The organism is Azospirillum doebereinerae, assembly GCF_003989665.1.
In the GTDB taxonomy this organism is placed as follows: Bacteria; Pseudomonadota; Alphaproteobacteria; order Azospirillales; family Azospirillaceae; genus Azospirillum; species Azospirillum doebereinerae.
Genome location: NZ_RZIJ01000042.1, coordinates 1 through 17,453, shown reverse-complemented (window position 1 = coordinate 17,453; position 17,453 = coordinate 1). Strand labels below are relative to the sequence as shown.

The 17,453-nt window shown below is 64.0% G+C and carries 20 protein-coding genes and 1 tRNA gene; 10 read left to right on the top strand and 11 right to left on the bottom strand.

All coding sequences use genetic code 11. The features are described from left to right. Positions 1-5 precede the first annotated feature (5 nt). The 3 genes from EJ913_RS29355 to EJ913_RS29345 form a co-directional block, all read right to left on the bottom strand. On the bottom strand, positions 6-698 hold the full coding sequence (locus tag EJ913_RS29355) for a hypothetical protein (RefSeq protein WP_185910002.1): 693 nt from the start codon (positions 696-698) through the stop codon (positions 6-8). Positions 699-1,015: 317 nt separating this feature from the next. Continuing rightward, positions 1,016-1,726 (bottom strand): hypothetical protein, encoded by a 711-nt coding sequence (locus tag EJ913_RS29350; RefSeq protein ID WP_127004663.1) that lies wholly within the window; start codon positions 1,724-1,726, stop codon positions 1,016-1,018. After that, positions 1,723-2,985, bottom strand: coding sequence for an AAA family ATPase (locus EJ913_RS29345; RefSeq protein WP_127004661.1), 1,263 nt, complete (start codon positions 2,983-2,985; stop codon positions 1,723-1,725). The genes EJ913_RS29350 and EJ913_RS29345 overlap by 4 nt, the downstream gene beginning before the upstream one ends. A 1,332-nt stretch (positions 2,986-4,317) precedes the next feature. Here EJ913_RS29345 and EJ913_RS29335 point away from each other — a divergent pair. Continuing rightward, positions 4,318-4,605 carry a HigA family addiction module antitoxin gene (locus tag EJ913_RS29335; RefSeq protein ID WP_127004659.1) on the top strand — a complete coding sequence of 96 codons (288 nt, stop codon included), beginning with the start codon at positions 4,318-4,320 and terminating at the stop codon, positions 4,603-4,605. An 8-nt stretch (positions 4,606-4,613) separates the two neighbouring features. Here EJ913_RS29335 and EJ913_RS29330 read toward each other — a convergent pair whose 3' ends face one another. The 4 genes from EJ913_RS29330 to EJ913_RS29315 form a co-directional block, all read right to left on the bottom strand. Then, positions 4,614-4,910 carry a hypothetical protein gene (locus EJ913_RS29330; RefSeq protein ID WP_127004657.1) on the bottom strand — a complete coding sequence of 99 codons (297 nt, stop codon included), beginning with the start codon at positions 4,908-4,910 and terminating at the stop codon, positions 4,614-4,616. A gap of 3 nt (positions 4,911-4,913) precedes the next feature. Beyond that, complete coding sequence (locus EJ913_RS31960; protein ID WP_185910000.1) at positions 4,914-5,918, bottom strand: hypothetical protein; 1,005 nt, start codon at positions 5,916-5,918, stop codon at positions 4,914-4,916. Between the two features lie 608 nt (positions 5,919-6,526). Beyond that, positions 6,527-6,805: a hypothetical protein gene (locus EJ913_RS29320; RefSeq protein ID WP_127004655.1), complete on the bottom strand. Its 279-nt coding sequence runs from the start codon at positions 6,803-6,805 to the stop codon at positions 6,527-6,529. Between the two features lie 234 nt (positions 6,806-7,039). Then, a complete protein-coding gene (locus tag EJ913_RS29315) occupies positions 7,040-7,297 on the bottom strand; it encodes a hypothetical protein (RefSeq protein WP_127004653.1) in 258 nt (85 codons plus the stop codon). A gap of 129 nt (positions 7,298-7,426) precedes the next feature. Here EJ913_RS29315 and EJ913_RS29310 point away from each other — a divergent pair, with 129 nt between their 5' ends. From EJ913_RS29310 to EJ913_RS29285, 6 genes are all read left to right on the top strand, one after another. Then, a complete protein-coding gene (locus tag EJ913_RS29310) occupies positions 7,427-7,771 on the top strand; it encodes a hypothetical protein (protein ID WP_127004651.1) in 345 nt (114 codons plus the stop codon). Positions 7,772-8,333: 562 nt separating this feature from the next. Beyond that, positions 8,334-8,777, top strand: coding sequence for a ribbon-helix-helix domain-containing protein (locus EJ913_RS29305; RefSeq protein ID WP_127004649.1), 444 nt, complete (start codon positions 8,334-8,336; stop codon positions 8,775-8,777). 1 nt (position 8,778) lies between these two features. Beyond that, positions 8,779-8,958, top strand: a complete 180-nt coding sequence (locus tag EJ913_RS29300; RefSeq protein ID WP_127004647.1) for a hypothetical protein — start codon at positions 8,779-8,781, stop codon at positions 8,956-8,958. Further along, on the top strand, positions 8,955-9,266 hold the full coding sequence (locus EJ913_RS29295) for a hypothetical protein (protein ID WP_127004645.1): 312 nt from the start codon (positions 8,955-8,957) through the stop codon (positions 9,264-9,266). The genes EJ913_RS29300 and EJ913_RS29295 overlap by 4 nt, the downstream gene beginning before the upstream one ends. 24 nt (positions 9,267-9,290) lie before the next feature. After that, the gene (locus EJ913_RS29290) at positions 9,291-9,554 is read left to right on the top strand and encodes a helix-turn-helix transcriptional regulator (protein WP_127004643.1); all 264 of its coding nucleotides are present in this window, start codon (positions 9,291-9,293) and stop codon (positions 9,552-9,554) included. Positions 9,555-9,556: 2 nt separating this feature from the next. After that, on the top strand, positions 9,557-10,690 hold the full coding sequence (locus EJ913_RS29285) for a tyrosine-type recombinase/integrase (RefSeq protein WP_127004641.1): 1,134 nt from the start codon (positions 9,557-9,559) through the stop codon (positions 10,688-10,690). Positions 10,691-10,750: 60 nt separating this feature from the next. On the opposite strand, the gene EJ913_RS29280 is transcribed toward EJ913_RS29285, so the two are convergent. The 4 genes from EJ913_RS29280 to EJ913_RS29265 form a co-directional block, all read right to left on the bottom strand. Next, a tRNA-Lys gene (locus tag EJ913_RS29280) sits at positions 10,751-10,826 on the bottom strand. 148 nt (positions 10,827-10,974) lie between these two features. Next, positions 10,975-11,541 carry a pantetheine-phosphate adenylyltransferase gene (gene coaD / locus EJ913_RS29275; RefSeq protein WP_127004639.1) on the bottom strand — a complete coding sequence of 189 codons (567 nt, stop codon included), beginning with the start codon at positions 11,539-11,541 and terminating at the stop codon, positions 10,975-10,977. A gap of 25 nt (positions 11,542-11,566) precedes the next feature. Then, entirely contained in the window at positions 11,567-14,347 is a 2,781-nt protein-coding gene (gene gyrA / locus EJ913_RS29270) for a DNA gyrase subunit A (protein WP_127004637.1), read from the bottom strand. A gap of 157 nt (positions 14,348-14,504) precedes the next feature. After that, the gene (locus tag EJ913_RS29265) at positions 14,505-15,851 is read right to left on the bottom strand and encodes an MATE family efflux transporter (RefSeq protein WP_127004635.1); all 1,347 of its coding nucleotides are present in this window, start codon (positions 15,849-15,851) and stop codon (positions 14,505-14,507) included. Between the two features lie 236 nt (positions 15,852-16,087). On the opposite strand from EJ913_RS29265, the gene EJ913_RS29260 reads away from it, so the two are divergent. From EJ913_RS29260 to EJ913_RS29250, 3 genes are all read left to right on the top strand, one after another. After that, on the top strand, positions 16,088-16,252 hold the full coding sequence (locus EJ913_RS29260) for an entericidin A/B family lipoprotein (protein ID WP_127004633.1): 165 nt from the start codon (positions 16,088-16,090) through the stop codon (positions 16,250-16,252). Positions 16,253-16,285: 33 nt separating this feature from the next. Further along, positions 16,286-16,474, top strand: a complete 189-nt coding sequence (locus tag EJ913_RS29255) for a hypothetical protein (RefSeq protein WP_127004631.1) — start codon at positions 16,286-16,288, stop codon at positions 16,472-16,474. A gap of 310 nt (positions 16,475-16,784) precedes the next feature. After that, a complete protein-coding gene (locus EJ913_RS29250; protein ID WP_185909999.1) occupies positions 16,785-17,432 on the top strand; it encodes an FkbM family methyltransferase in 648 nt (215 codons plus the stop codon). Positions 17,433-17,453: the final 21 nt, after the last annotated feature.

The window sequence follows — 17,453 nt, the reverse complement described above, 5'->3', positions numbered from 1 at the left end:
AGCAATCACTCCTTCAGGGCCTCGCTGTGGGACTTGATGGCGTGCATCAGGCGAAAGCCCTCCTGGCGCAGTTCGGGCGGCAGGGCGCGCAGGAGGGCGACGGCGCGGTCGATGCGCTCCTCGCGGGCGTGGGACGGGGGTGGCGGCAGGGCGGCAGGCGCGGAGGGGCGGCCGGCGGTCAGGGTGTCGATGTCGATCCGCTCGCCACGGCGCAGGCGGTCGAGGGCTTGGCCGGTCAGCGCGGCGCGGGCCCTGCCCTCCTCCTCCAGCCCGATCCGGCGGGCCTGACGGTCGATGGCATCGAGGTCGGCCCGCGTGAGGACCGGCGCCAGGGCGGGATGCGCGCCGGAGCCGGTCACCGCGTCGAACAGCTCGACGATCTGGATGGTGACGGTGATGGCGCGTTCGGTCTCGGCCTTGGTGCAGAGATAGACGGCCTGCTTCTTCGTCAGCCAGAACTCGGTGGCGGGCCGGCCGCCCTTCCGGGAGGTTTGCGCCACCGTGGCGCAAACCTCCCCCAGCCGTTCCAGCACCTCGCGGTGGCGCTCGATGAGCTTGCGGATATCGCGAACTTGGGCGAAGCCCAGAACCTCGGCAAGGCGCAGGTCGAGGATGCGCGGCTCACCGTTTTTGGTGGTGTCGATATCAGCCAGAGATAACGTGGGCATGACTTGCCCGTTGTCGCCCATGGTGTCCATGGCGAAGCCCTCCATTGCGGCATTGCCGGCAACAGGAAGGCTTCTGAGGACCGCCCTGGCGCCGGGGGCTCAGAACCTGCAATGGTCAGGCCGGACTATTCCCCTTGCGGGTGTTGTATTATCCGACCCCCGGCAAAGGGGCATGCTACGGACAGAGTCCGGGCATGAAAAGGGCCGCATCGCGAAAAACGCGCGGGCGGCCTGCCGCCATTGAGGAGGTTCTGAGGCTCCGGGAGGAATGGTCGCTCCGTTGGGGGTGGGGCGTCAAGAACATTTACCGCGCAATAATTGTGCAAAATCAATTAGATCTTATGTAACTAATTGAATATTGATGAAACTAATTCTTCAAAATGAGGGCATTTCTCAACTACCTTCCCAATATGAGGAGATGCAATTTGAACGAATTTCTTGTATTTTTTCTCAGACTTCTTGAGACTTTTCCCATTCGCTGGAGGCTGAACGCCCCTTAATTCAGCATCCACTTCAAGAAGCCTCCTTAATATGTTCCTATCTTCTTCTGGAGATAAATCCTCTGAAAGCGCTGCGACAAGCCAAGCTTCAGTAGACTCGACAGCAGGCGCAGGGAAATGCCTATTGTCAGACACTGATCCGACTGGCCAAAGCCATTCTTCTATAGTCGAATATATATATAGCCCTCGCTCCCGCGAGTCAGAGGCGGTAACAGGAACGGGAACGATTGTAGACTTATCTCCAATTCTCTCGCAAATATCAGCATCCAAATGAACAACAATTACATCACACGTTAATCCGCTCATCCCTTCATCAAACAATCCTCCCCCAAAAAATTGCCCGTCCCTAACACCGGGAGGGTTGTTTAAACACCATTTATACACCAACTCCCAACCACCGTTATTTCCACCTGAAGTCCTGTCAAATCTTGGCTGAAGGTTTTCGAAAGACAAAACAACATCAGTGGCATTTTCCTTACAATACGAGGAAATAAATTCCTGTATTATTATCAAATCAGTTATTCCTTCGGCCACTAAGCCAATGCGTAATTCGCTCATAGCCCTAATGCACCCGTAATTTTGCCTTCAATCCACAACTCAGACATCAATTTCCCTGATTTCTGCTTTATCCAATCTGCTCTTGTCATGCCTTTTTTTGGCTTCAATGGCTTTATGTTTGTTTCTCCAGTGTTTTTATCTCTGAACACAACAAATATTCTCTGATCCGGGTCAAAGATGTCAAAAGCATCAAGCGCTGTTGGATTGTGGCTAGTCAGAAAAACTTGGTCAGGTCCAATATTTTCGTTACGGAAATCTTGATTGCAAATCACCCTAATCAGGGTCTCCAACATTCCCGTAGTCATGGCAGGATTCAAGGCGTTGTCCACATTATCAAGGGCAAATATCTTCGGAGACTCGGGATGAATTAAGAGAAGAGCAATGAATAGAAGATACAGAGTCCCCTCGCTGCTATCATATGCCGATAGCCTATTTCTTTTCAATCTCATGAATTTATCGATGAAATATAAAGTGCTATCGCCAGTACGAACTTGGCTAGGCACTTGTTGGGCATTGAAACGAGAAACTGCAAACCGATCAGTCCATCCCGGAGCTTTTGGTAGCTCAAGAACATTATTAATTAATTCATATCTTTTTAGCTTCTTCGCTAGAAAAAGCTGATTGCGATGATGTATAATGTTCAAGGCAGCTTGAGGTAGACCTCCACCTTGTAGCCCAATAGGCTTTATAGGCACAGATTCAATATCTGTACCTCGCAAGAAAGCCGTCTGTGGAGCATAGATGGCAAATGTGGCCATACGATTAAGCTCCGCCTCAAGGCTCTCAGGAATATCGATAGTCTCGCGAAATCTATCCCAAAGTCCTCTGGTAGGATCCATATCCTTTTTAGCTGCGCTTACGCCAAGAATTCTCACCCCAGCAGGGCCACGCCCCATATAGGTAGTGCCTGCATGATGAATGTGCTCAGTAAAGAAGCGAAGACTGTCAGAATGCAGTCCCGCTTTAATTGAAACATCATAATGGACATCATTCTCAAACTCCGCCTTAAAGCTAAAGTTTGACTTCAAATGGGTATTTTTGAACGCAGACTTAAATAAAGTTGGTACAGAAAGACGAACCCCACGCTTTTGCAATTCCAGTACACTTATATCCTTAAGGGCTGCGCTTAAAACCCCCATCGCCTCTAGAATATTTGATTTTCCAGAGCCGTTCCCACCAATAAATATATTAACTCGGCCAAACTCCAGTTCAGCTTGCCGTATGGTTTTGAAGCCATTTATTTCAAGTTTTTTTAGCACAGCAACCTTTTATCTTTCATTTATCGTTGATTTACTTGATTACAGACTTACGCCCCGCATCACCCGTGAGAAGATTGAGGCGTTCACTTAGAACTGTATACTCATGAAGTTTGGTTCCTATAGCTTAACGTTCCCCCAAGCAGCACGAGCCTAACCTGTTCAAGTTCACCCCTACGCCAGCGAAGCATGCGAAACCAGCGTCGTCCTGGCAATTACAAAAGAAGAATCCATAGAAAAATGAGGGGAATGGCCTGGATGGAAAATAGTTTCCGAACCCAACCCCGGCGCAGCGAAACGGAATAAAAATTTACCTTGGTCAGCAGACGCTCATCCACCCGGTGGGGCGTACCGCAGTAATAGACGCGGTGGCCGGCAGCATGCAGTGCCTGGACGGCGCGGTAGAGGGGGCGACCTCGCGCTGAGGCTGCACCGGCCGATGACGCGCAGTGCGGGCCCAATCGCCCAAATCCAGAGGGAGTTGCTGGCTGTCAGGCGACACCTGGAACTCTGCCCCCCTTGGCGACACGAAGGCTGCCCCTGGCTGCCCCGGTGGGCCCACAGGCTTGATCATTCTCGGAGTGGAAATTGCCCGTCGGATCAAGCCTATGGACCCACCGGGACAACCTGAAGCCCACGCTGCGGTAACGCTGGCAGAGGGGGCAGCGCTCGTGTCGCCAGGGGGCAAATTGGGATGTCGCCTGACATCGCTGCCAGCAGTGCGGTCGGCGCTATAGGGCCAAGCATCCACGCCGCCTGTCGCTCCGTTACCAGAACCGCACGCCGGCAGGGTCAGTCCACCTGGGCCGCTATCCAGGCCCTCATCGGCAGAACTTTCGCCGTCGCCTGACCGCTCATCAGCCGCCAGACCGGTGAGCAATCACAAATTCACAGCTGATGATAGATTATCTTTCTCCTGTCTTCTTCAGAAAGACGCACGGGAGGAACAAGAGAATGAATGCTGAATGTTTCAGTATGCTTTTTCCCATTCTTCATCCATGAACAAGTAGCCTGATCCCCATCAATAGAGTCTATTATCATAGGCTGCTTAGGGTCAGTCTTATGGTACGCTTCTTTCCCAACTTCTAAAGTCATAGCGGAGCACTCCAACATAGCTTAATTTAGCGTAATAGCAAAAACTGCCAAAGTCAGCAAGATGTGGATGCCAAAAAGAGATAATTTTAAAGATTGCATACAGTGATATGCGTCAACGCAGAACACCGCAGCATTCGGATCAACGACCAACGGCGCATCGTCTTCTTCTGGCGCAACGGCGGCGCGCACGAGGTCGAAATCGTCGATTACCACTGACCGGCCGACGCCAAGGAGGGCGCCATGCGGATCAAGACCCACCCCGGCGAGGTTCTGCGCGAAGAGTTCCTCGTCCCGCTCGATCTCTCGGCCCATGCGCTGGCCTTGGCTCTGCGCGTACCGGCGACCCGCATCGGGGAAATCGTCAATGAACGGCGCGGAATCACCGCCGACACCGCCTTGCGGTTGGCGCGCTATTTCGGCACCACGCCGAAGTTCTGGCTGAACCTTCAGATGGCGCATGACCTGTCCGTCACCGCCGCCGACCATGGCGAGGAAATCCAGCGCAGCGTTGCCCCACGCGCGGCGTGACGCGACGATCAGCCTCGGCGCGCCCATAACCGCTTCCCCTCGAACCGCCCGCAACGCGGATCGGCGTGGCGCAGGCGGATCAGGTCCGCCGTGGTCAACAGGCGCTCGTCCACCTGGTGCAGCGCGCCGCAGCCATAGACCCGATGGCCGGCGGCGCGCAAGATCTGAACGGCGCGATAGAGAGCGTCGGCCTCGCGCTGGGGCTGCGCCGGACGGTGGCGCGCGGTGCGGGGCGGATCGCCCAGATCCAGGCGAAGCTGCCGGTAGGGCCGGCGGCGCAACAGGGTGCCGGGCTGGACGGGCATGGCTCACGCCCTCCCCTCGACGCTGGCGCCGAGCTGGGAGCGGACGGCGACGATGGCGGCGGACGGAATCTCGCAGTCCGGGCTGTCGGGCGGATCGCCCCAGAAGCTGTTCCAGCCCAGGCGGCCCCGGCTGAACCATTGGTCGAGTTGCTGGGCAAAGTCGCGGATTCGCATCGGGTGCAGGCGGGGGCAGCGCTCCGCGAGGATGGCCTCGATGGCCGCCCTCGACGGGGGGTGCGCGCCCATCGTCGCCGGTTCCGGTGAGCGGCCGCAGGCCTTGATCCGCGAATCGGGAACCGGCGGCATGGGCTCATCCGTCCAGCGCTCCTGCGCCAGCCAGGTCGCCGGGTTGCAGGGCCGGGGCGCCTCCGGATGGGCCAGCCGCTCGCGGTAGCGGATCGCCCCGGCCAGCAGATCCTCCCGCGTCGCTCCGCGCTTTCGGGCGGCGCGGTAGGCCCGCTCGGCGGCGGGGCGGCCGATCCGGTGCGGGTAGTGGCCGTACCACTCGGCGAAATCCGCCGCCAGCGACGGCCGGTCGGGCGGCGGATCGTCCGGCGGCGGGGGGCTTTGGGGGGATTCTTGTCTTTCTGTAATCTGGAGTCTGGAGTCTGTCGCGCGCAGAGGGCGTGACGTCACGGCCGGCGGCGCGGCCTCCCCCGATTCCCCGGCGGCGATCTTGCGGGCGCGGTGGTCGCGCATCCGCTCGGCCCCGCTGTGGTCGCTCTTGAACTGGCGCTTGTCCCAGGCGCTGAGGCGGTCGCCGTCCAGCGTGACGCCCTGCATCGCGGCGCGGATCGCCGCGACGGCCGCCGCCGGCAGATCGAGCGCCGCGCCGATCAGGCGGTCGCTCCACCCCAGCAGCGTGCCGCGCGGCTCGATGCCCGAGGCGTGGCACAGCATGGCGGCCCAGACCGCAAGCACGGCGAACACCGGCTGGCCGCTGTCGGCGGCGACCAGCCGCCATTTCGGGTCCATGGCGGTCTCGTTATAGAGGCGAACCCATCTCATGGCGCGCCCTCCCCCACCAGCGGTCGGCCGATTCGGGCGATGGTCGCGCGGGGCCGTCGCGCGGAGTCGCGCGTGTCGGGCTGCGGTCTTGCGGTGCTCATGGCGCACACCTGTCCTATCCCCGGCGGCGGTCGGGCCAGCCGGCGGCAAGGCCGTTCCATGCGGGCGCACGATTCCGTGGCTGCAAGAAACAGCGGATTTCATTCCTGTTTGCTGATACCCTCTTGGGCACAGATCGGCGCATTCCCGCTGTTGGCACAGCGGGTCCGGGTCGGCAGCGACGATCGGAGTCCTAGCGGGGCGGCCTCGGCGGGGCCGTCCCGATTCAGGGCGGCGCGCGCGGCATCATGGCAAAGCTCCAGGGTTCACCGGCGCCAGGGGGCGCGATGTTGGGGGCGAAGACGCGCATCGCTTCCGGCCGTGGGGCGACCGAAAGCGGCGCGGTCCTCAATGTCGGTGGAACGGCCGACGGACGGCCGATTCGCGGCGCGGCGGCGGGCCACGCGCCATCGCCCAGCCCGCGCGGTGGCGGGCCGGGAGGCGGAAGCCTTTGTTTTTCAGGATGGATCTGGGATCCGAAGATGAGCGGACTGTCGGGCGACGCCCGATCATGCCGATCCTCGGTGCGGGGATGCCGGCCGCAGGGCGCGGACGGCGGGCGCCCTGGGGCGCTCCAGCTTGCGCAGGCGGGCGGTGGCGCGTTGCATCAGCGCCAGCAGCTCGGCCGCGTCGTCGTCGGGCAGATCGGACAGGGAGTCGCGGTGGCAGAGCGTCCGCACCAGACGGTCGACGCTGCACCAGGTCACCGAGGCCGCGGCCTCGAACGCCGGCCATGCGGTCAGCACGGCGCGCTGGGCGGCGGTGAGGGCCGGGTCAGCGGGGGGCATGGCGGGCTCCCGGTGGGGGAAGCGGCCGGAGTCGGTGGAAGACTCCGGCCGCCGCCGTTCCGCCGGTACGGACAAGGGACCCGGCGGAGCGGTTGAGGGAGCGCCGGGCGCCGGATTCGGTGGGCGATTCGGGCGGCTGGGCGGTTCGACCTTCGCTGTTGCCGGATCGCGCAAAGCGAGCGATGTTTCCCGAAGCAACAACCGTGGGTCCAGAGGCGTGCCGTTCGATCCTTTTCATGCCAATGCTCCGGCACGCTTCCGGCCTCGCCGGCGAATCGGGAACTCGATGGCGGCGTCCGGATCGGGCGCGAAGTCGGGGGGAATGACCGCTTCCATGGCCCGCAAGGTCATGGCGGTCGGGTTGCCTCGTTGCCACAGCACGTCACGGGCGGTGCTGGGCGGGACAGCCGCCTCCAGGCCGTATCGCACGACGCTCCACCCCTTGTGTATGGCGAAGGCGCAGATCCGATGAATCGAGGCATCGATGTGCATGACGGGCTTCATAACACACAAAATTCAACGGTATACCGGCAACGTCAAGAGGATCTTTCGCCTTCTGGACAAGAAAGTTCAGCGGCAGAGCGTTCTCGCGCTTTTTCGCGGGGTTCGCATAATGCCGGCATGGATACGCCGCCCAAGACCGACATCACCGCCGCGCTCAACCGGGTTCTGGCGACGCACAAGGAGCGCCTGCGCTCCAAGAACCATTGGGCCGGTCTGGCGAAGATCCCGGCCACAACGGTTCTCGATGCGTTCAAGGGCGCGAACAGCACGATCGACACCCTGACCAAGCTGGCGGAAGGCGCCGGGCTGACGCTGGCCGAATTGCTGGCCTACGGCGATCCGGACTGGCAAGTCCAGGTGAAGACCCGGAACACCTTCCGCTCCTGGACTATCGACGAAGTCGAAGGGTTGATTCGGGCTCTTGAGCGGCGCAGCGGGCCGCAAGATGCCGGCGCATCCTGATCCAGCGGTCGATCAGCGGCAAAATCTTGTCGGCGCCCTCGCGGCGGCAGAGCTGCGTCACCAGCTCGACCGCGCGGTCCTCGCGCGCTTGCCGGTGCGATAAGGCGTTCGTCTGTTCGTTCTTCGGTGTATTTGGCACCGCCAACCCCCCATAAATCGACACCCTACCGGGGCCGGCCCCGGTAGGCGGACAGGTGTGCAGGCTGGGCACGGGTGCGCGCCCCAGCTCAGCACGGCTCATCGGTGCGGTTGGCAGCCGCATGGGTGGGGAGATGGCGTCTCCCTGCCTCCGGCTCCCCAGGCGGGGAGACGAAGGCCGCCGCATCCTATGGCAGAGCCATCGGGACGCAAACAATAAGTTGCAGCATACCTCATCCCCTCCCCAGTGGTTGCACGAAGTTCGTGCATGGTTGGCGCCGGACACGCTTGTCTTTCGATCCAAAATCACACGATATACCGTGATTTTTTGGATTGACGGAACAACGGTATACCGCGCATCCTAATACAGGGCAAGGCGCGAACGCCAGAGCCCAAGGACGGGAATTTTTCGGGGAGACAAGCGATGAAGGGGGCAGTCAAGGTCCCGTTGCAGCGCCGGGGCGGGCCGCAGAACGTGCCGATGGACCGGAGTTTCGGGGCTCTCTCGGGGAAGATGGAGCGCACGCTGAGCCACATGGCGCCGGCGCTGCCGAAGGACGGCTCGACGCCGCTGGTCACCTACAACGTCGTGGTCGACAACCGCTGGACCTCGCACCGGACCTCGATGCGGCTGGACGTGACGTCGTGGCTGCTGCTCGACCACGTCGCCGAAAGCGAGGGCTACGCGAACCGCGACGTGCTGATCAGCGCGGTGCATGAACGGTTCTGCGCCAGCGAACTGCCACTGACGGCGATGATCCGGCTGTTCCTGCAAACCTACACGGCGCCCGACGCAGTGCTGGGATTCCTCGGTCAGGCGCCGAGGGCGCACGGGCGCGGCTTCACCGCCAGTACGCTGGGGAACTGACATGGACGGGGATGAGCAGGCCGGCGTCGTCGCCCGCCTCGTCCAATGGAACCTGGAGGAAGCCCGGTCCGCTGAACAGAAGGCCGCGCAAACGGCGTTGCCCAAGCTGCGACAGCGCTTGTTGGACGCGGGCCGGATGTACCGGGAATGCGCGGAGCTGGCGCGGATGGGTCTGTCATGAGGGAGATCGACTGGCGGGAGTGCCATGCCGTCCGCTTCGACCGGCCGGGCGACGTGCGGCGGTTCCAACTCCGGCGCGACCAATGGATGGTGCTGTTGGCCGTCGGGGAGGTGCCGCAGGCCTCGCCGTTGGCGGGACCCGGAGTCTACGGCGTCAATGTTCCGGCGACGCTGCACCGGGGGCCCTTTCCCATTCTGGCGGTCGCGATGCCGGCCATGGTCGCCGTGCTGTTGGCGAGGCGCGGGGAAAAGGTCCGCGATCTGCCAGTCATCCCCCTCGCCGACCCGGCGACAGGGGCGCCCTCATGAAACGCGTGTTCGAGGAGAGCCGACTTGGCCGCGAAAGTCTCTGACCTCGAAGGTCTTCCGAACTGGCCGCGCATGCTCAGCCGGGCGCAGGCCGCGCGCTACGTCGGCGTTTCGACGACGCAGTTCGACAAGGAAGTGGGGGAAGGCCGGTGGCCGCGTCCGGAACGCCGGGGTTCGCGCATCACCTGGGATCGCGCCTTGATCGACATGGTGCAGGACAGAAGCAGCGGGATCGTGGCACCGTCGCACGCTCTGGCCAACGGGCCGGCGGCGGATCCGTGGGCGTAGCGGTGGGAAAGATCGCGGTCGAACTCCCCCGGTACGTCATCGCCAAGTGGCGGAACGACCGGTGGGCCTTCTATTTCCAGGTGCCCAAACGCCTTCAGCCGGAAGGCTGGCCATCCGGCGCCATGCGGCTGAAGAACGAACGCGGCGTCGCCATCGAGGATCCCAGCGCCGCGGTGGTTCGCGGGCGCGAGTTGAACGCGATGTTGGACCGGGCGCGGGCCCAGCTCGCCGCCGGCCCGATCGAGGGGACCCTGCCCTGGCTGATTTCCGAGTACCAGCACTCCGACAAATACCGTCGGAAGGCCAAGCAGACCCGCTACCAGTACGACCTTCTCGCCCGGATGATGATCGCCTGGTCCAAGGAGAAGAATCACCCGCAGGTCGGGCAGATGACCGTGCCGTCGGCGCTGAAGTTCCTGGCGCAGTTCGACGACCGCCCAACCTACCGGATGCGCGCGGCAGCGTTCGGCTCGATCCTCTGGAATTTCGGTCGGCGGCGCGGCGTCGTCACCACGAATGTCTGGAAGGATCTGGGGCTGGAGGCGCCGACTCCGGACGTTCACATCTGGACCGAGGCGGAAGTCGTGGCGATGGTCGCCAAGGCCGATGAGAGGAAGCGGGCGAGCATCGGCACCGCCATCCGGCTGGCGGCGGAGACCGGGCAGCGCTTGAGCGACATCCTCGACATGCGGCGTGGACGGGATTGGGATGGGAAGGTGCTGCGCCGCGACCAGAACAAGACCGGGGCCTATGTGACGATCCCGGCGACGCAGCGGTTGCTGGACCGGCTGGCATTGCTGCCGGTGGAGAACATCCTGCTGGTGGTCAGCGAGACGACTCGAACGCAATGGCGGCAGCAAGCCTTCAGCCGGGCCTTCCGCGAGATCGCCATCGCGGCGGAACTGCCGGATCTGGAATTCCGGTCGTTGCGCGCGACCTGCGTGTGCCGCTTGGCCTCGGCCGGCTGTACGATCCCGGAAATCGCCAGCATCACCGGTCACACGCTGGTCAGCGTCCACCACATCCTGAAGCACTACTGGCGGCCGGACAGCGAGCAGGCGCGGAACGCGATTTTGAAGGTCGAAGCCTATTGGCGGGAGCAGGAAAAAGGCACGCCCGAGGAACAGGCAGTTTGACACGCGAATTGGCGGGAGTTTGACACCCCCGCCAAAACAAGTGCTAAGTCTTTGAAATAATGGTGATCCGGGTGGGATTCGAACCCACGGCCACATGATTAAAAGTCACGTGCTCTACCAACTGAGCTACCGGATCGCAACTCGTGCGAGGGAGAGAAACCAGCCTCCCGCTCGGGTGGGCGCACCATAGGGAGACGCGCCGCGAAGGTCAACCATGGGCTTCGAGGACGCTCAAGAAAACGTCGCCAAGCCCATGGAACTCCCCATGAACGCCGATCGCCCGTTTACGACAGGGTCTGCACCGAGGTTGAATCGCTCGGCCCGCGGGCTTCCTGCGCAAAGCGTTCCGCCAAACGTTCCGCCACGCGCGGCGAGACGAAGTGGCGGATGTCGCCACCCAGACGCCCGATCTCCTTCACAAAGCGGGAGGAGATGAACTGGTGCTTCTCCGATGACATCAGGAAGATTGTCTCGACCTTCGGGTTCAGCCGCGCGTTCATCCCCGCCATCTGGAATTCGTATTCGAAATCCGAGACGGCGCGCAGGCCGCGGATGATGACGCCGGCGTTCATCTCGACGGCGAAATGCATCAGCAGCGTGTCGAAGGCGCGGACCTCGATGCTGGTGCCGTTGGTGTTCAACGCCGCCACATCCTCCCGCACCATCGCGACCCGCTCGTCGGTCGAGTAGAGCGGTCCCTTGCCGGCGTTGCGGGCAACGCCGACGATGAGGTGGTCCACCTGACGGGAGGCGCGCTGGATGATGTCCAGATGACCGTTGGTGATCGGGTCGAAGGTGCCGGGATAGACACCGATCCGACGCTTGCTGGCGCTGGTCTCGGACACGCTCATGGGAGTTCCCTTCTCCGCCCTGCCGTTACTCGTTCGACCCGCCGGGGGTGCCGGCGCTGTCGGCTTGGTCATCCAAAGGAAGTTCGGATTCGTTGGCTTGACCGGCCTCCGGGCCGGCCTCGGCCTCGTCCTCGGCGATGGAGGCGACCGACACCACGCGCTCGTCCGCTCCCACGCGGAACAGCGTGACGCCCAGCGTTTTCCGGCCCGCCGCCCGCACATCGTGCAGCGGCATGCGGATGACCTGACCGCCGTTGGTCACCATCATCACCTGATGGCTCGCCTCCACCGGGAAGGTGGCGACGATGGAGCCGTTGCGCTCGCCCATCTCCATGTTCCAGATGCCCTGGCCGCCACGGCCCGCCACCCGGTATTCATAAGAGGAGGAGCGCTTGCCGTAACCCTTGTCGGAAACCGTCAGGATGTACTGCTCGCGCCGCTTCAACTCCTCATAGCGCTCGGGCGACAGGGTCACCGCGTCGGTCGGAACCTCGTCGGCCTCGGGGGCGGCCTCGCCCTCCATCTCGACGCCTTCCTCGCGGCGCATCTTGAAGAAGGCGGCGCGCTCCTCCGCCGACGCCTCGACGTGGTCGAGCATCGACATCGACACGACCTCGTCCCCGTCGGCCAGCTTGATGCCGCGCACGCCGGTCGAGGTGCGGCCGGCGAAGACGCGCACGTCGTCGACCTGGAAGCGGATGCACTTGCCGCCGCTGGTCGCCAGCAGCACGTCGTCGGTCTCGGAGCAGGTGCGCACCGCGATCAGGCGCTCGCCCTCCTCCTCCAGCTTCATGGCGATCAGGCCGTTGGAGCGGATGTTGGCGAAGTCCGACATGCGGTTGCGCCGCACGTTGCCCTTCGAGGTCGCGAAGACGACGTGCAGATCGGCCCAGGCGGCCTCGTCCTCGGGCAGCGGCAGCACGGTGGTGATGGTCTCGCCGTCGATCAGCGGCAGCAGGTTCACGAAAGCCTTTCCGCGCGCCTGCGGGTTCCCCAGCGGCAGGCGGTAGACCTTCAGCTTATAGACCATGCCCCGGTTCGAGAAGAGCAGCAGCGGCGTGTGGGTGTTGGCGACGAACAGGTCGCTGACCGCGTCCTCCGCCTTCATCGACATGCCCGAGCGGCCCTTGCCGCCGCGGCGTTGCGCCCGATAGGTCGAGAGCGGCACCCGCTTCACGTAGCCGGACTGGCTGACGGTGACGACCATGTCCTCGCGCTGGATCAGGTCCTCGATGTCGGACTCGAACTCCAGCTCCTGGATCTCGGTGCGGCGCGGGTTGCCGAAGCGCTCCTTCATCTCGACGAGTTCGTCGCGCAGGATTCCCAGCAATTTCGGCCGGTTCGCCAGGGTCTCCAGGAAATCGGCGATCTGGTCGGTCACGTCGGTCAGCTCGGCGCCGATCCGGTCGCGCTCCAGCCCGGTCAAGCGGTGCAGGCGCAGATCGAGAATGGCGCGGGCCTGCTGGTCGGACAGGCGGTAGGTGCCCTGCTCGCTGACGCCGCGGCCCGGCTCGTCGATCAGCTCGATCAGCGGACCGACGTCGTGGACCGGCCACTCGCGCTCCATCATCGTCTCGCGCGCCCAGACGGGGTCGGGGGCGCTGCGGATCAACTGGATCATCGCGTCGAGGTTGGCGACCGCCACCGCGAGGCCGACCAAGGTGTGGGCCCGCTCGCGCGCCTTGCCCAGCAGGAACTCGGTCCGCCGGGTGATGACCTGCTCGCGGAAGCGCAGGAAGGCGCGGATGATGTCCTGCAGGTTCATCAACTGCGGACGGCCGCCGTTCAACGCCAGCATGTTGACGCCGAAGCTGGTCTGGAGCTGGGTGTGGCGGAACAACTGGGCCAGCACCACCTCGGGCACCGCGTCGCGCTTGAGCTCCACCACCACGCGCACGCCGTCGCGGTCGGATTCGTCGCGCAGGTCGGCGATGCCCTCGATGGTCTTGTCGTTGACCACCTCGCCGATGCGCTCCATCAGCTTGGACTTGTTGACCTGATAGGGGATCTCGGTGGCGACGATGGCGAAGCGGTCCTTGCGGATCTCCTCGATCTCGGTCTTCGCCCGCAGGATCACCGAGCCGCGCCCGATCTGGAGGCCCGAGCGGCTGCCCGAACGGCCCAGGATCAGCCCGCCCGTGGGGAAATCGGGACCGGGCACGAACTCCATCAGCTCGTCGAGGGTGATGTCGGGGTTGTCGATGCTGGCGCAGCAGGCGTCGATCACCTCGCCCAGATTGTGCGGCGGGATGTTGGTCGCCATGCCGACGGCGATGCCGCCGGCGCCGTTCACCAGCAGGTTCGGGAAGCGCGCCGGGACGACGGTGGGCTCGCGGCCCGAATCGTCGTAGCTCGCCTGGAAGTCGATGGTGTCCTTGTCGATGTCGTCGAGCAGCGCCTCGGCCGACTTGGCGAGACGCGCCTCGGTGTAGCGCATGGCCGCCGCCGGGTCGCCGTCCATCGAGCCGAAGTTGCCCTGCCCGTCGATCAGGGGCAGCCGCATCGAGAAGTCCTGCGCCATGCGGACCATGGCGTCGTAGATCGCGCTGTCACCGTGCGGGTGGTATTTACCCATCACGTCGCCGACGATGCGCGCCGACTTCTTGTAGGGCTTGGTCGAGTCGTACCCGCCCTCCTTCATCGCGTAGAGGATGCGCCGGTGCACCGGCTTCAGCCCGTCGCGGACGTCGGGCAGCGCGCGGCTCACGATCACGCTCATCGCGTAGTCGAGATACGATTTCCGCATCTCGTCTTCGATGTTGATCGGCGCGATGTCGGAGGCGGGAGGAAGGGGGGTGGTGCTCAAGCAGGACACTCAATTCTGCGGTCGGCGCGTCCGCGTCGGGCGGGCGCGCTGGCCCTGCGGGCCGGCTGTTGCGGTGGCCCTGCGGGCCGACGATTAACGCCTGGAAATATACCAGCTTTCGCAAATGCACACAACCGCTGGGGCCGTTTCCGGTCGCTCAGCGGCGACTCAAATGCGCGAAACGCAGCGACAGGATGGTCACGGACACCACGCTGGCGATGAGAATTCCCTCGAAAAGCCCCTTCGCCCCCCGGTCGAGGCCGAAGACGAGCAGGGCGGAGACCGGAATCATCACCACGGCGTAGGACACGAAATGCAGCGCCGTCGGCACCCAGGCGTCGTGACGGCCGCGCAAGGCGTTGGCCATCACCGTCTGGCCGCCGTCGGCGATCAGGATCCAGGCGCCGAACGCGATCAGCGGCGCGACGCTGGCCAGCAGCGCGTCGTCGGTGGTGTAGATGGCGCCGATCGCTTCGGGCAGCGTGTAATACAGCACCCCGACCACGGCGAGGATGGCGCTGGTCACCCCCAGGCCGGTCCAGCCGGCCATCGCCATGTCGCGGCGGTCACCCTGGCCGAAGGCGACTCCGACCCGCACCGCCGTCGCCGAGGCCAAGCCCACCGCCGCCATGAAGGGCAGCGCGATCAGGTTGAGCCCGACCGTGTAGGCGGCCAGCGCCAACGGCGAGATCATGCCGGCGAACAGCCCGAGCGCGGCGAAGGCGCCGCTCTCCAGCCCGATGCTGAGCCCGGCGGCGTAGCCGAGATGGCGCTGCTTCCCGGCGCCCGCCCACCAGTCGCGCACCGGCACGCGGACGTGCCAGCGGGCGTGGTCATGCATCCACCAGACATAGGCGACCAGCCCCAGCCCCATCGCCCAGCGCACCGCCGTGGTCGCCCAGGCCGAGCCGACCGCGCCCATCGCGGGGAATCCCAGATGCCCCCAGACCAGAGCCCAGGCCAGCAGCCCGTTGACGAGGTTGCCGATGACCATCGCGATCATGCCGGGCATCGGGCGCTTGATGCCTTCCAGGAAGAAGCCGGTGGTGATGTAGAGCATCATACCGGGCGACCCCAGCCCCAGCACGGCCAGCACCGCGGCGCCGCCCCGGGCCAGGTCGTCGCTCTGCCCGCCCAGCCGGAACAGCGGAGCGCCAAGGAGAGAGATCAGCGCGAACAGCACGCCCAGCAGCAGCGCGTAGGGGATCGAGCGGCGCCAGGACCGCCCGCACTCCGCCTCGTTTCCGGAGCCCAGCGCGTGGGCGGTGATCATCACCGTGCCCATCAGCAGGCCGACTCCGGTGCCGACCATGATGTTGGCCGGCAGATGGGCCAGCCCGTAATAGGCCAGTTCCTGCGCGGCGTAGCGGCCGACGATGGCGGTGTCGACCGCCATCATCACCATCAGCCCGGCGCGCGACACGATGACCGGCGCCGCCAGCCGCAGCAGTTCGCCGACATGGGCGCGCAGACGGTCGGAATCGGAGAGGGCGGCGGAGGTCATGACGGATCACACACAGGAGTTGGTTGGGGACTGTCGAGGGGCTGGATGGTCGAAAAGCGGGCAGACTGTCCAAAAGCCGGTCATCTTGACCGCCGGGCGTACCACGTCAAGCCTTTGGTGCCGACCGGAAGGACGGTTGCGCGCCACGCATGACGCGGTGGAACCAAGCTGGTTCGGCCTGCGTTGAAAAAGGTGAAGACCCCGCCTGCCCCATTCCCCCGGTGAAGGAGACGACGATGACCCGTGCAACGACTCGTGCGATCCGGTTTCCCCTGCGTGAAACGACGCTGGTCACCTTCGCTGTGGCCTTCGCCGCCCTGCTCTCGGGCTGCAACACCGTCGAGGGCGCCGGGCAGGACATCAAGGCGGGTGGGCGCGCGGTCGAACGCGCCGCCGAATAAACGTCAATCGCCAAACCAACAAGGAGGCACCGCATGCCCGCACCGCAGAAGCCCGACAATCCCGGCGAAATTCCCGCCCCGGCCAACCCCGGCGCCCCGGAACCGGTCCGGCCGGCGACGCCCGATCCCTACCCGATTCCGGCCAACCCGGACGTGCCGCCGGAGATGCCGCCGCCGGCCGACGAACCGATGCCCGGCATGCCCAACCCGACCACCGCCTGAGACACGGCACCGAACGGGCCGGAGCCGTGTGTCCTCCGGAACCGTGACAGCGTCATCCATGGCATGCCCTTGTGCGGGAGTGGTTGTCCGGGGATAGTTCCGGCAACTTTTCCCGTCGCAAGGGCACCCGCACATGACCGAAGACTCGATCGATCTTCCCGCCGGCTGCGCCCGCGTCCGGGACTGCCGGCACGGGCGCCTGATGTAGAATCCGAACGACGTCTATGTCGGCCGATCGCTCGACCTGTACGGCGAGTATTCGGAGGCCGAGGCGTCCTTTCTGCGTTTCCTGGTCCGCCCCGGCGACATCGTGGTGGAGGCCGGGGCGAACATCGGCTCGCTGACCGTGGTGCTGGCCCAATCCGCCGGCCCCACCGGCTGGGTCGTGGCCTTCGAGCCCCAACGCATCGCCTTCCAGATGCTGTGCGCCAACGCCTTGCTCTGCGGTCTGACCAACGTCGAAGCCCGCCCCACGGCGTCGGGAGCGACACCCGGCACGATCATCGTTCCGGAACTCGACCCGGCCAAACCGAACAATTTCGGCGGTCTCAGCCTGACGACGCCGCACGCCCAGGGAACACAGGTCGCGGTGGAAACCATCGACGGCTTGGCCCTGCCCCGCTGCCGACTGATCAAGGCGGACGTGGAGGGCCTGGAGACCGACGTGCTTATCGGCGCGCGGGAGACCATCGCCCGGCATCGGCCGATGCTGTACCTGGAAAACGACCAGCGCGACCGCTCGCCCGGCCTGATCCGGCATGTGCAAGGGCTCGGCTACCGTTTGTGGTGGCACACGCCCGTCTATTTCAGCGCGGGGAATTTCCGCGGCGCGACCGGGAACGTCTTTCCCGGCGAAGGTGCCTTCAATGTGTTCTGCGCACCGAAAGAGTTGTCGCTCTCGATTAGAGCATCGCGCCTGAAATCTGAATCGGCGGTTGCGCTTGGGCCGCTGACGTGATTCACCATTGTTGGAGGTGGA